Raw genomic sequence first — 14,059 nt, 5'->3', positions numbered from 1 at the left:
GTGGTGAATTAACCATATCAGAAAGGGGGTCTTTTTTCATCACCTAATGGGTGATGAAGCAGATTACTTTAAAGACTATTAAATCAATGTTAGGAAAGACTATTAGTAAAACTATGAATTATTCAGGGGAGATAAGTTATACTAACGATTTTCTAGGTGCATCTCAAGCAGGATGGAAAGCCATTCATTATACACCCTAAACACAGACGTGACAATCCAATGCATCCAACGTCGATTGAAAATATTTCTGAAATCATCAAACTTTTTTCTCACGCTCTAGCAATTATTCAGATTGCTTCACAAATAGTTAATACATCCATGCTAGATTAAGTCTAATATATAGGAGGAATTCAAATGACTAAAATTTTAATTATAGAAGATGATTTGGAATTAGCAAATATGTTCCAATCTGTCTTAGAACATGCGGATTATGACGTTAAAACAGTTGGTAACGGTGTCCTTGCTCTAGATTATTTAGATAAAGAATATGTTGATTTAATTATAACTGATATTATGATGCCAGAAATGGATGGCTATGAATTTGCAGAATCCATGCGTCAAATCGGAGACGAAGTCCCTATTCTAGTTATCTCAGCCAAAGATGATTATGAAGATAAGAAACTCGGCTTTAGAATCGGCGTCGATGATTATATGGTTAAACCTATTGATGTTAAAGAAATGGTACTGAGAGTTGAAGCTTTACTTCGCCGTTCTAAGATAGCGAACAGTCGCCATTTAATTATTGGAGACACAACTTTGAACCAAGATAACTTCTCAGTTACTACTGGCGACGATGTTTCATCACTGCCACAAAAAGAGTTTTTACTCTTGCAAAAACTGTTATCCTATCCGGATAAGATTTTTACCCGTCAACAATTAATGGATCAAATTTGGGGATTAGATACTCAAACAGATGAACGTACCATTGATGTACATATCAAACGATTACGTGATCGTTTCTCTGATAATGAAGACTTTAAGATTATGACCATTCGTGGACTAGGCTATAAGGCAGATGTAACACAATGAAAAAGTGGCTTGAATCACGCTTATGGATCTACTTTTCATTTGTAACTTTAATACTTACGATTGTTTTCGCTGCTGTATTAATTATTATAATCTTAGTTTTGGAAGAGTTTGCCCTATTGCCAAGTTTGGAGGGGTCTCCTAAACTTTCTTGGGTCATCCCTATCATCTTTAGTAGTGTAATTGGTTTAGTGATATCTGGAATTGTTATGATCCAAATTCTAAATCCAATTATCAAACTTAAGAAAGCGATGACCAAAGTGATAGAAAGTGACTTTTCAGTGCAATTGGATGAAAACGAACGGATTGCTGAAGTATCGGAATTGTATCATTCTTTTAATTTAATGGTCAACGAATTAAGTGGTATTCAACGTTTACAAAGTGACTTTACATCCGTAATCTCACATGAGTTCAAAACCCCTTTATCTTCGATACAAGGGTATGCACAGCTTTTACAGTCTCCTGATTTGTCCGCAAGTGAGCGGGAATCTTATCAGCATCGAATCATCGTTGCAACTAAACAACTTTCTGGTTTATCAGATAATATATTAAAATTATCAAAACTTGATAATCAGTCTATTTCAATTGAAAGAAAACCTTATCGTTTAGACGAACAAATCCGTGAAAGTATTTTAAGCCTCCACAACCAATGGGAGGAGAAAAACTTGACGATGACGATCGACTTAGATTCAACCGTGCTCTATGCCAATGAAGATTTATTGAATCAAGTTTGGATCAATCTATTAGATAATGCAATCAAGTACAGTGAGCAGGATGGACAAATCATCGTGCATCTAAAAGACTCAAAAGATTCGGTTGAAATTATTATCGAAGATACGGGGATTGGTATTCCTTCAAAGAAGTTAAATATTATTTTTGAGCGTTTCTTCCAAGTGGACGGTAGTCGCTTTAGCTCAGGTAATGGGCTTGGTTTAGCGATTGTTAAACGTATTATTGATATCCACGAAGGAACTATCGAATATCAAAGCGAACTTGGTGATGGAACGAAAGTCATCATTATATTACCACATAAGAAAATTGAACATATTAAATAAGTAATTCATGAGTATCCTATTCTTTTCAAATGAAAGGTCATTTGATTCTTCCTCTTAAGGATATCACGCATGAATCTGTTTACAGTAAAAGAGCGGGCACCATATTGCAATGGTGTCCGCTCTTGTTAAATTAAAAAGTGAATTAGTTACGACGGCCTCCACGACCACCGCGTTTACCTTCTGTATTACGACGTAAAGATGATAAGTTATCTTCACTATCTTTTAGGAATTGGTTCATTAATGAATCGAAGTCATTCCCACCACTATTGTTACTGTTGTTGCTTCTACTTTGTTGTGGTCTGCTATTTGAACTGTGGTTTGGTTTGCTATAGCTCCCTTTATTACTGTGACTTTGCCCTTTATGATCACTCGGTTTTTTATCGTGTGAAGGTGCAGGTCTTGTAGCTGCTTGATCTGGTTGTGCTTGCTCATTCGCTTTACGAATTGACAAGTTAGTCTTTCCATCTGGGGTGATTTTAAGAACTTTAACTGTGACTTCATCGCCTACTGATAAGATATCGTTAATATCTTTGACAAATCCATCTGAAACTTCACTAATATGAACGAGTCCTGATTTATTTTCTGGTAATGAAACAAATGCACCAAAGTTTGTTATACCTGTGACTTTACCTGAAACTTTTTGACCTACTTCAACTGACATTAATTACAATTTCCTCCTTGATTTTCTATCTATTGTAATGAGTAAGGGATTATTCTTGATTATCTTCTAAATCAAAAATAATTTCACCTGGTTTACTATAATAATAGTCACGTCTTGCAACATCTGCGAGGTATTCAGGATCTTGCATATGTTTATACTCTTCTTGTGCCTGAATGTTCTCTTGCATTGCTTCCTTTTCCAGTTCTTTTGCAATAGCTAACTCTTGTGTTAACGCATCTGATTCCAGATATGCTTGCACGAGAGGGACAGCGGCTAGTGTTACTCCGATAATACCTATTGCTAGAACACCTAATGTTTGCATTTTGAATGCTTTCTTAGGTTTGTTGTTTACTTCAGCGGGGTCAGCAGATACATTCCGATGTTGTCCCCATTGATTCGGAAGATACACAATTTTCTCATTTTTTCTATGATTATTTGTTTTCGATTGTTGCACGCGTTTCACCCCTTATTCATATCCGAGTATAACAGTATTTCCCTCAAATATCCAATCTAATTGATAAAATTTAGTGAACTGATTCGATTAAATTTTACTGCTCTAATCGTTCTTCCGAAATGATTTTGTACATATTTTGAGCATCTTCTTTTTTAGTTGATTCTTGCAATTCATTAACTTCAACGGTCATGAGTCGATTCCCGAAACGAATCGTTAACTCATCTCCGACTGCAACTGCTGAACTTGATTTAGCAATGTTACCATTAATTGTAATCCGTCCTTGGTCTGCTACTTCTTTAGCAACAGTTCGACGTTTAATTAAACGAGAGACTTTCAAAAATTTGTCTAGACGCATCTTTACACCTCCTGTGTTACTTGATTTAAGACATCAGCCGTATCTTTTGTGAAATTAATCAACGCAGATAGCCACTGATCATTATCTTTATTATATACATTTAAGCTGACTTCTAATTTATTTTTATTGATTTGTACTTTAGCTTGCAGCTGGACATTTTGTAAAGCTTGGAATATGTTCGCTCCTTGAAGATGCTTCGTGGCTTCTTCATTAAACGTGGCAATGACTTCTTGACGCTTACGTGTAAATGATAGGATACCTGCTTCAATACTGTAATGTTTAATTAAAGCAATATCTAATAAGTCTGAAACTTCATCTGGGAATTCGCCAAAGCGGTCAATCAACTCATCTTGCAAACTACGATAGTCTTCTTCTGAACTAATGTTTTGAATGGATTTGTAGACACCGATTTTTTGAATATCGTCATCAATATACTCACCCGGAATATAGGCATCAATATTGACTTGCCATTCAAATGAAGTCGATTCACCAAAGGTTTTCGCGCTATTGCCTTGACGAGCATCCACTGCTTCTTTAAGCATTTGTGTATACAGGTCGTATCCGACAGAATCGATGAAACCCGATTGTTGCTTACCAAGTAAGTCTCCTGCCCCTCGAATCGATAAATCTCGCATAGCAATCTTAAAGCCTGAGCCTAATTCAGTAAATTCACGAATCGCGTTTAAACGCTTCTCACTAATCTCATTGAGTTGTTTAAATGGCTCATACATTAAATAAGCGTAGGCTAAACGGTGTGTACGACCGACACGTCCTCTAAGCTGATACAAGGTTGATAAGCCCATATGGTCCGCATTTTCAACAAATAGGGTGTTTGCGTTCGGTATATCTACCCCTGTTTCTATGATGGTTGTTGTTACTAGGACATCATATTCTCCACCAATAAAGTCGACTAAGACACGTTCTAATTCTACTTCTGATAATTGCCCATGAGCGACAGCCACTCTCGCATCTGGTACGAGATTCGAAATTTCTTCAGCCTTTTGATGAATAGTTGCGACACGGTTATGCAAGTAAAAGACTTGCCCACCACGAGCTAACTCACGTTCAATCCCTGTTTTTACAACACCTGCATTCAATTCCATTACATAAGTTTGTACAGGAAATCGGTTTTGTGGTGGTGTTTCAATTAGTGATAAATCTCGCACACCAATCATCGACATATGTAATGTTCTTGGAATCGGTGTCGCTGTTAATGTTAATACGTCCACATCGGCTTTCAATTGTTTTAGTCTCTCTTTATGTTTCACACCAAATCGTTGTTCTTCATCGACAATTAATAGCCCTAAATCGTTAAATTCAATATCTTTTGAAAGTAGACGGTGAGTTCCGACGATAATGGATAACTCGCCTGATTTAATCTTTTTAATATTCTTAGTCTGCTCTGCTCGCGAGACAAATCGGCTTAACATACCTATCTCAAACGGCCAATCACTAAACCGCTCTTGAATCGAGTTGAAATGTTGTTGAGCTAGAATTGTTGTTGGTACTAAGAAGGCAACTTGTTTCCCGTCCATGACAGCTTTAAAAATTGCTCGAATCGCTACTTCGGTCTTACCGTAACCAACGTCTCCTACAAGTAAACGATCCATCGGTTTATCTTTTTCCATATCTTTTTTAATTTCTTTTGTACTTCTTAATTGGTCCGCCGTTTCAACATAAGGAAAGGCGTTTTCGAATTCTTTTTGCTCTGGGGTATCCGGAGTAAATGGATAGCCTTTTCGTTTTTCACGTTCTGCATATAAGGCGATGAGTTCGTCAGCAATGTCTTCAACTTTCGCTTGAACTTTTCTAACGGTTTTCTTCCATTCACTTCCGCCTAATTTGTTTAGTCTCGGTTGTTTTGATTCTGACGCGACGTATTTTTGTAGTTGGTTAATATTCTCAACTGGGAGTAAGACACGCGCATTATCTTCATATTCAATCGCAACTAAATCTTTATGAACGCCACTTATTTCCATCGTTTCAATCCCGACGTAACGTCCAATACCATGACTTAAGTGGACAACGTAATCGCCAACATCTAACTCGTTATAACTCTTAATTCGCTCTGAGTTTGATAAACCTTGTGGCGTTGCTTTTTTACGTCTTAATTGATTGAATAATTCAAGTTCTGTCACGACAACCCAGTTTTCATTCGGTAATTCAAACCCTTTGGCTAAAGAAGTCGTCACGATATTGATGGCACCCGTTTGAGGCTCGTCTCCCTCTTGGATAACCGTTGGATGAATATTATATTCTTCGAATAAATTCAGCGCTTTAACCGCATCTTTATTCGTTGACACGGTCACTTGAATTAATTTCTCTTGCTTCAACCATTGTTCCATCTCTGCTTTAATTAAAGGCATTTGATGGAAGAACTGATTCATGCTTCGATATTGAAAAGCAAAGACATCTGAAAAGCGAATATTTGCTAAACCACCTTGCATTAGTGAGAAATATTGGACCGCTACTTGGCTATTCGCTTGGCGAATTTCTTCATAGGCTTCTAATTGAATAGAGACCCCTGGCAAAAGCTGTCCTTTACTGATTTCTTGTTCGATCCAAAACTGATCTTGTTCAATGGCTTGAAATTCATTCTGTTGAATTCGTCCCAACTCCATGACGATTAAGCGTGCATCATCTTGTAAGTAATCAATGAGCGACGTGCCCTCTTTATCCCAGAAACCTAAGTAGGCATTGGCATACTTTAAAGGCTCACCTTGTTCCAATAATGTAAATTGCTCCGTTTGAACAGATTTCAATTGCATTTTTAATTCTTCGTCTTCTATTTTCTTCAGATGTTTATCTAAATGTTTCTTTAATTTATCTAAAATTTCTCTTTGATCATGGGGTGTAAATATGACATCTTGTGCGGGGTAAAACTCAGTCTGTTCAATATTCTCCATCGATTCTTGCGTTTCTGCATTGAACAGTCGAATAGAATCTAATTCCGTATCAAAAAAGTCTAATCGGACGGGTTGCTCTGCATTTAAAGGATAGAAGTCAACGATACTCCCGCGAACACTATATTCACCTGGGGATTGGACCATTCCTTCACGGCGATAGCCATATTGATTAAATAGCTTTTCTAAATCTTCTCTTTCAATATCCATCCCTATTTCCATCGGAAATACAGCGTCTTTCCAACGTTCCACTGGTGTGAGTCTCATGCGTAAAGCACCTGAAGATGCGACAATGATACAAGGTTCTCCGCTAGTTAATGCGTTTAATGCTTTAACACGCTCAGCAGTATTATCCATCGAAGAAATTGAATACATCACGGCTAATGACTCTTCATTAGGGAATAACAAAACGGGAACATCTGGTAATAAACTTACTAGATCTTCGAATAATTCATTTTGTTGTTTATGTCTTGGTTCAATCACTAAATATTGTTGAGGTTGGTTCAAATATTGTTGAGCAATAAATATAGAACGCGCACTATCGTCCAAGCCAGTAATGAGTTTGGCATCTGTATCCGTTGAATTGTTAATTTGATTGATGATTGGACTAAAAGGTTGTTTATACATTGTTGTCATTCTTTATGTCTGCTCCTTTCTTTTAAAAGAATAAATACGGATTTAGGGGCTCAGTAACTGACCCCCTTTAATCCATATATCTATAGTAATCTTATTCTACCATATCTTACTTATTATATTCACTCATAACGTGCTGGAAATCCTTGCCATCAAGCCAAGCTTCAATAGCATCGACAGTTTGATCAACCGCTTCATCGACAGCAATGCGATCTTCTGCTGTAAATCGTGCCAATACGTGATCGACTACTTTCCAACCGCCTTGAGGACGACCGATACCGATTTTAGCACGTTTGAATTCGTTCGTACCTAGCATATCGATGATACTTTTAATTCCATTTTGCCCACCTGAACTGCCTTTTTTACGGAAACGAACACGGCCAGGATCCAAGTCTAAATCATCATGAATAACTAATATATCATCAATATCAACACCATAATAACTCATTATTGGTAGTAATGCTTCTCCAGAAAGATTCATATATGTGAAAGGTTTCATTAGCAAAACTCTTTCCCCATTTCGATGCCAAATTGTATAGTCTGATCTGAATTTTTGTTCGGTCATTTCTAAATGATGACGTCTCAAAATCTCGTCAATGGCATCAAAGCCAATATTGTGACGGCTGCCGTTATATTTGCTACCAGGATTGCCTAAACCTAATATTAACTTCACTTTTATCACCTATCATTTCTTAATAAAATCTCTTCGGTAGTATATCACAAACCTACTTATAAATCCTGAGTTTGAATTATTTTCAATTTGGAAACGTTTAAACTATAATTAGTATTGAGTCATAGGTTTTAATTGTGATATACTGAACACATAATGAAAGGGGATTTTTATTATGACAGAAACATTAGATAATATTATTTTAATAGGCGACGGCGCGGTCGGTTCAAGTTTTGCATTCTCATTAACTCTTCAAGGTGTTGGACGAGAATTAGGTATTATTGATATCGATACAGATAGAACTGTTGGAGATGCGATGGACTTATCGAGTGCCTTAGCTTACCATTCAACTAAAACAATCTATTCAGCCCAATATTCTGATTGTCACGATGCTGATATTGTTGTCATCACTGCGGGAGCTGCCCAAAAACCGGGTGAAACTCGTTTAGACTTAGTTAATAAGAACTTAAAAATCTTTAAATCTATCGTTGGAGAAGTTGTTGCATCTGGTTTCGATGGTATCTTTCTAGTAGCGACAAACCCCGTAGATATTCTGACTTATGCAACATGGAAATTCAGTGGCTTCCCTAAAGAGCGTGTCATAGGTTCAGGAACGTCTTTAGATACCGCTCGTTTCCGTCAAGAAATTGCTTCATTAGTGGATGTTGATGCTCGTAATGTTCATGGATATATTCTTGGTGAACATGGTGATACGGAATTTCCTGTTTGGTCTCATGCTAATATTGGTGGCTTACAAATTTACGAATGGATTAAAGGTCATCCTGGAACAGATGAGGAAGCTTTAGCCAATGTATTCTTTAAAGTTCGTGATGCTGCTTATGAAATCATAAAACGCAAAGGAGCAACATATTATGGAATTGCTGCTTCCTTAACTGCCATCTGTCGTGCTATCCTAGATAATACACATTCTATCTACCCTGTTTCTGCATATTTAGATGGTGAATATGGTCAAGAGGACGTTTATATCGGAGTGCCTGCGGTGATAGGTCGAAAAGGTATTATCTCTACTGTTGAAATTCCTTTAAATGAATTAGAACAAGATCGTATGAACCATTCTGCAAATACTTTACGTGATATCATTAATGAAAGTTTTGCTAACTTAGAAGAATAAAAATTCACAAAATAAAAACCAGACCCAAGAAGATAAAACTACTTCAACGGTCTGGCTATTTATTTGCTCATATAACTAAAAAATACCTTACTATTCGTTCTGAGTGCGAATAGCTAAGGTATTTATCAGTATATATAAGGCTACTTGAATTCTAATTCAATTGTATTCGTTAATATATCACGGTAGCTGTAACTTATGCGATCAAAATCATTTTCGTCTTGATTCAAATCTACAATGAAGACTGAACGATATGTTTCTTTTAGGACACCTTTACGTTCTTTTTTCTTTTTACGTCCCAATTGAACAGTCACACTAATCTCTTCACCAACACGATCTTCCAAATAAGTCTTTATCTCTGATAATTCATTTGGCATTCCCAATCACCTCACCGTCACATTATAGCACGTTGTGATTAAAAAAGTCAATGATACCACAACTCTTGAATAGTGACAAGCGAATTTTTAATTAAATTTCACTTAATTTATTAAATAATTCTTCGAATTCATATACTGTTAGTGTTTCGGCACGACGCTTGGGATCGATTTCAGCTTGTTCAAAGCCTGCGGCTAATTTAGTTTGGTCCGCTTCTCCATTTTGATAATAATTTCTGACATTATTCCAAATTGTTTTACGCCGTTGTGTAAAAGCCATTTGAATGAACTTCTCAAACTCTCTTGGATTCTCTACTTCAACTAATGCTTTCTCGCGGCGTCTCAACATTAAAACGGCTGAATCAACATTAGGTTTTGGAATGAAGACACTTTTTGGGACAATAAAGGAAATAGTAGCTTCCATTTTATTCTGGATGGCAATCGTCAATGAATTGTAAGCTTTCGTTCCTACTTCCGCAGTCATTCGTTCTGCCACTTCTTTTTGCATCATCATTGCTAAACGGTTGAAAGGCAAATCTGTGTCCAATAAGTGCATAATAATCGGCGTTGTGATGTAATAAGGTAAATTAGCAACAACGATTAAATCTTCTGCATCTTTTAAATAATCGAATTCTAGATCATTAAAATTCACTTTTAAGATATCCTCATGTACAACTTTTACATTCTCATATTCAGATAGTGTGTTACTTAATATTTTTACAAAACGGGGATCAATTTCAAAGGCAATGACCTCTTTGGCAGATAGGGCTAAGAATTCAGTTAGTGCCCCAATTCCTGGACCAATCTCGATGACCGTTGTATTTTTGGTAATATCAGATGTTTGAATCATTTTGTCTAAGATAGATGGCTCAACTAAGAAGTTTTGTCCTAAACTCTTCTTCATCTTTATATCGTATTGATTCATGATTTCGGCAGTTCTTGTGGGTGTGGCAATTAATCGTTTAGATGTTTCCATTTTGTTCACCTGCTTTCAATTGATTTGTTAATTCTTCTAAAGTAATCTGATACATTGCTAGCTTTTTCTGTAATTGTTTACCATTAATGTGTCCAAGATGGTAATGATTTGATATATATTCTCGACGGACTTTTGCTTCGGGGTGACCAATGAGTTTGAGTCGCATTAATTCTGCTTTGTGAATAAATACCGGTTCGACACTATTCGGTGTCATAACAGCTTCAAGTGCTTTTATAATGCTTTCTCTGGTCGCATGTTCAACACCTAAACTCTTTCCTCGCTTTCCTGCATTCGCCTCTTCTGGCTTAATATACGCGTGTTTAACGCTAGGGATCGCTTGTTCTATAATTCGTCGGATACGCTCTCCTTGAAAGTCAGGATCCGTAAAGACAATAGCCCCTAACTTTTCATGGGCTGCTCTAATTTCTTCGAGTGTTGCTTGATTAATAGCTGAGCCATTCGTTTCAATTGTCTGAACAGTTTTACCGAATGCTTCGATTAATCTCTTCGTATCATCTCGCCCTTCAACAATAATGACTTCTTGCGGCGTATTGGCTTGTTTATTATTTTTCATTTTGCTTCGTTTCTGGATACCAATTAAACAATTCAAAGGCATTATTCGTTGTTAAGGTCGCAATTTCATCTAGTGGCATGTCTTTCACTTGCGCGAGAACTTCTGCCACATAGCGAACATAGGCAGGTTCGTTGCGTTTACCTCGTTTCGGTACCGGAGCTAAGTATGGTGCATCTGTCTCAACTAAAAGTCGGTCATTTGGAACAACTTTAGCCGCTTCACGTACGTCTTCTGTCTTTTTGAAAGTTAGTACACCACTAAAGCTAATATGCATTCCTAAATCTAGGAATTTATATACGTCTTCCTTGCTTTCACCATATGAATGCATGATACCACCTGTTTTAGGAATACCTTCTTCTTTTAAAATTTTATAAACATCATCCGTTGCATCTCGGTTATGAATAGTGATTGGTAAATTATGTTCCTTTGCCATCGCAATTAAACGTCTAAATACTCGGTGTTGATCTTTTTTAGTAGAATTTGGCCAATAGTAATCAAGCCCAATTTCACCTAACATTTGAACTTTTGGTGCTACGAGTTTTTCTTCGAGTTGCTTTTCGATGATTTGATTGTAACGTGACGCTTCTGTTGGATGCCAACCGATAACACTAATAATGTGTTCATTCTCTTGGCTGAGTAATAAACTCTTCTCAATGGTCTTCTCATCAAAGCCAACAACCGCCATATATTCTACATCATTATCTTTAGCTTGTTGGATAATTTCTGATTCAATGCCTTCAAATTGATTGGCGTTCAAATGCGTGTGGGTATCAAATAACTTCAAAATATCTTACCTTCCTTGTTAGAGTCTCTTATAAAGAATAACTGAATAAAACCTTAATCTCAATCAATAAACGAGACTAAGGTTTTATATATATAAATTATCCGATTAAACTTCCGTTTGCTGCTTCTGGATCAGCAAATAGTAATGTTAATTTGCCATCTGATTCAGATGAAAGAATCATACCTTGACTGATATATCCCATCATCTTACGTGGTTTCAGGTTCGCTACAACTAGGACCTTTTTACCAATTAAAGCTTCGTTATCTGGATAGTATTTCGCAATTCCAGATAAGATTTGACGATGTCCTTTATCCCCAGCGTCTAAGCGGAATCTAAGTAACTTATTAGACCCATCTACTGGTGCAGCATCGATAACTTCAGCCACTTTCATTTCTGTTTTAATGAAGTCCGTAAACTCTACTGATTCAGTTTCATCATAGACTAATTCCACTGATTCTGGATCCCAGTCTTCATCATCAACTTTACCAGTTGATTCATTGTTGCCTTTGCTACTCATTGCTTCTTGGATTAACTTAATTTCTTCTTCAGTATCTAATCTTGGGAAGATTGGCACACCTTTTTTAATCACTGTTGTAATCTCAGGCACTTGTTTTAGTGCAAGGTTTGACAACAAACGGTCTATTTCTGAAGGCATACCGAGTTGTTCAAAGATTTGCGCAGGCGAATTTGGCATAATTGGGCGTAATAAATGTGCCACAATTCGTAATGAATCTGCTAAATGATACATAACAGATGCTAATTGAGCTCGGCTTTCTTCTTCTTTTGCCAAAGTCCAAGGCATTGTCTCATCAATATATTTATTCGTACGAGATACGATTGCCATCACATTATTTAAAGCCGAGTGAAAATCTAAACGTTCCATGGCTGCATGGTAATCTGCGATTTCTTTTTCGATAAATACTTCAATGGAAGCATCGAATTCAGTATTTTCAAAGGTTGATAAATCAGTTGGGATTTGGCCATCAAAATACTTATTCATCATCGCAATTGTACGATTTAATAAGTTTCCTAAATCATTCGCTAATTCAAAGTTAATATGGTTAACGAAATCTTCTGGTGTAAAGACCGTATCATTTCCTTGCGTCATTTCTCTTAATAAGTAGAAACGCGTAGCATCTAAGCCATAACGTTCAATTAGTGTATCAGGGTAAATAACATTTCCTTTAGATTTAGACATTTTTCCGTCTTTCATTAATAGCCAACCGTGAGCAAAAATTTGCTTCGGTAAAGGAATATCTAATGCCATTAATAAAATTGGCCAATAAATCATGTGGAAACGAGAAATATCTTTACCAATCACGTGCACATCTGCCGGCCAGAAATGTTTGAAGAGACTATCGTCATCATTTCCGTAACCTAGGGCAGTAATATAGTTAGATAATGCATCAATCCATACGTAAACGACGTGTTTAGGATCCGATTTTACTGGGATTCCCCAAGAAAATGACGTTCTTGATACAGCTAAATCTTCTAAACCTGGTTTAATAAAGTTATTAACCATTTCAGTCTTACGGAATGCTGGTTGTAAGAATTCAGGATGGGCATCGTAATATGCTTCTAAACGTTCAGCATATTTACTTAGTTTAAAAAAATAAGATTCTTCTTTAACTAATTCTACTTCGTGTCCAGATGGTGCGACTCCACCAATGACATTCCCGTCTTCATCACGGTAAACTTCTGATAATTGGCTTTCAGTAAAGTATTCTTCGTCACTCACTGAGTACCAACCTGAGTATTCACCTAGATAAATGTCTCCTTGTTCAAGTAAACGTTCAAAGATTGTTTGAATCGCTTTCTTATGACGTTCTTCAGTTGTACGAATAAAACCGTCATTTGTAATCTCTAATGATTTCCATAATTCTTTAATTGATTCTGCCATTCCATCTACATAGGCTTGCGGTTTAATACCTAATTCTTCTGCTTTAGTTTCGATTTTTTGGCCGTGTTCATCTGTTCCTGTTAAGAAGTAAACATCATAGTCCATTAATCGTTTATATCGAGCCATAGCGTCGCAGGCTAATGTTGAATAGGCATTACCAATATGTAATTTACCACTTGGGTAATATATTGGCGTTGTAATATAAAAAGTTGGTTTTGTTTGTTCGGTCACGAATGAGTGCCTCCTACATAATATAATTTTAATACATTATAGCATACTCACACTTGTTATGCTTTATACATTGAAAATTGATAGCGGATTTTATTAGCGAGTGAATGTCTGTCACATTCTAAGACAAATGACATCCCGGTGTGGCGTACTTTCTTATAGCCTAAGCCATATAGCATCACGGTGTGGTGTGAGTTTGCCTAGAAAAATTGGTTCTTGAATTTTTGGTGTTGGTGAGAGAAATCTCACTGACACCTTTTTTTGTATGTACACAAAAGCCAGTGAATTCCTATATAATAAAGTTACCATACATTACTAAAAGGAGAATTCACTTGGC

Annotated in this window: 13 protein-coding genes; 3 read left to right on the top strand and 10 right to left on the bottom strand. The window is 36.6% G+C overall.

What is annotated here, in order from left to right:
• The first annotated feature begins 354 nt into the window (after positions 1-354).
• A complete protein-coding gene (locus ACEN3Z_RS10195; RefSeq protein ID WP_407090772.1) occupies positions 355-1,029 on the top strand; it encodes a response regulator transcription factor in 675 nt (224 codons plus the stop codon).
• On the top strand, positions 1,026-2,081 hold the full coding sequence (locus ACEN3Z_RS10190) for a sensor histidine kinase (RefSeq protein ID WP_407090771.1): 1,056 nt from the start codon (positions 1,026-1,028) through the stop codon (positions 2,079-2,081). Before ACEN3Z_RS10195 ends, ACEN3Z_RS10190 begins: the two co-directional genes overlap by 4 nt.
• 142 nt (positions 2,082-2,223) lie before the next feature.
• Here the strand turns inward: ACEN3Z_RS10190 and ACEN3Z_RS10185 are convergent, their stop codons facing one another.
• The 5 genes from ACEN3Z_RS10185 to pth form a co-directional block, all read right to left on the bottom strand.
• Complete coding sequence (locus tag ACEN3Z_RS10185) at positions 2,224-2,742, bottom strand: S1 domain-containing RNA-binding protein (RefSeq protein ID WP_407090770.1); 519 nt, start codon at positions 2,740-2,742, stop codon at positions 2,224-2,226.
• Between the two features lie 49 nt (positions 2,743-2,791).
• On the bottom strand, positions 2,792-3,196 hold the full coding sequence (locus ACEN3Z_RS10180; RefSeq protein WP_407090769.1) for an FtsB family cell division protein: 405 nt from the start codon (positions 3,194-3,196) through the stop codon (positions 2,792-2,794).
• A 94-nt stretch (positions 3,197-3,290) separates the two neighbouring features.
• Positions 3,291-3,551, bottom strand: coding sequence for an RNA-binding S4 domain-containing protein (locus ACEN3Z_RS10175; RefSeq protein WP_407090768.1), 261 nt, complete (start codon positions 3,549-3,551; stop codon positions 3,291-3,293).
• Between the two features lie 2 nt (positions 3,552-3,553).
• Positions 3,554-7,090, bottom strand: a complete 3,537-nt coding sequence (gene mfd, locus ACEN3Z_RS10170) for a transcription-repair coupling factor (protein WP_407090767.1) — start codon at positions 7,088-7,090, stop codon at positions 3,554-3,556.
• 106 nt (positions 7,091-7,196) lie between these two features.
• Positions 7,197-7,760: an aminoacyl-tRNA hydrolase gene (gene pth / locus ACEN3Z_RS10165; RefSeq protein WP_407090766.1), complete on the bottom strand. Its 564-nt coding sequence runs from the start codon at positions 7,758-7,760 to the stop codon at positions 7,197-7,199.
• A gap of 172 nt (positions 7,761-7,932) precedes the next feature.
• On the opposite strand from pth, the gene ACEN3Z_RS10160 reads away from it, so the two are divergent.
• Positions 7,933-8,889, top strand: coding sequence for an L-lactate dehydrogenase (locus tag ACEN3Z_RS10160; protein ID WP_407090765.1), 957 nt, complete (start codon positions 7,933-7,935; stop codon positions 8,887-8,889).
• A 140-nt stretch (positions 8,890-9,029) separates the two neighbouring features.
• Here the strand turns inward: ACEN3Z_RS10160 and ACEN3Z_RS10155 are convergent, their stop codons facing one another.
• From ACEN3Z_RS10155 to metG, 5 genes are all read right to left on the bottom strand, one after another.
• Complete coding sequence (locus ACEN3Z_RS10155) at positions 9,030-9,263, bottom strand: Veg family protein (RefSeq protein ID WP_407090764.1); 234 nt, start codon at positions 9,261-9,263, stop codon at positions 9,030-9,032.
• Positions 9,264-9,354: 91 nt separating this feature from the next.
• Positions 9,355-10,236: a 16S rRNA (adenine(1518)-N(6)/adenine(1519)-N(6))-dimethyltransferase RsmA gene (gene rsmA / locus ACEN3Z_RS10150; protein WP_407090763.1), complete on the bottom strand. Its 882-nt coding sequence runs from the start codon at positions 10,234-10,236 to the stop codon at positions 9,355-9,357.
• Positions 10,223-10,810: a ribonuclease M5 gene (rnmV, locus tag ACEN3Z_RS10145; RefSeq protein WP_407090762.1), complete on the bottom strand. Its 588-nt coding sequence runs from the start codon at positions 10,808-10,810 to the stop codon at positions 10,223-10,225. The genes rsmA and rnmV overlap by 14 nt, the downstream gene beginning before the upstream one ends.
• Entirely contained in the window at positions 10,800-11,594 is a 795-nt protein-coding gene (locus ACEN3Z_RS10140) for a TatD family hydrolase (RefSeq protein WP_407090761.1), read from the bottom strand. The genes rnmV and ACEN3Z_RS10140 overlap by 11 nt, the downstream gene beginning before the upstream one ends.
• Before the next feature lie 97 nt (positions 11,595-11,691).
• Entirely contained in the window at positions 11,692-13,725 is a 2,034-nt protein-coding gene (gene metG / locus ACEN3Z_RS10135) for a methionine--tRNA ligase (RefSeq protein ID WP_407090760.1), read from the bottom strand.
• Between the last annotated feature and the right edge of the window lie 334 nt (positions 13,726-14,059).

The sequence above is a fragment of the Ruoffia sp. FAM 26254 genome, from assembly GCF_045528545.1.
GTDB lineage: Bacteria > Bacillota > Bacilli > Lactobacillales > Aerococcaceae > Ruoffia > Ruoffia halotolerans.
The sequence above is the reverse complement of the archived record's forward strand: the minus strand, read 5'-3'. Positions and strand labels throughout refer to the sequence as shown.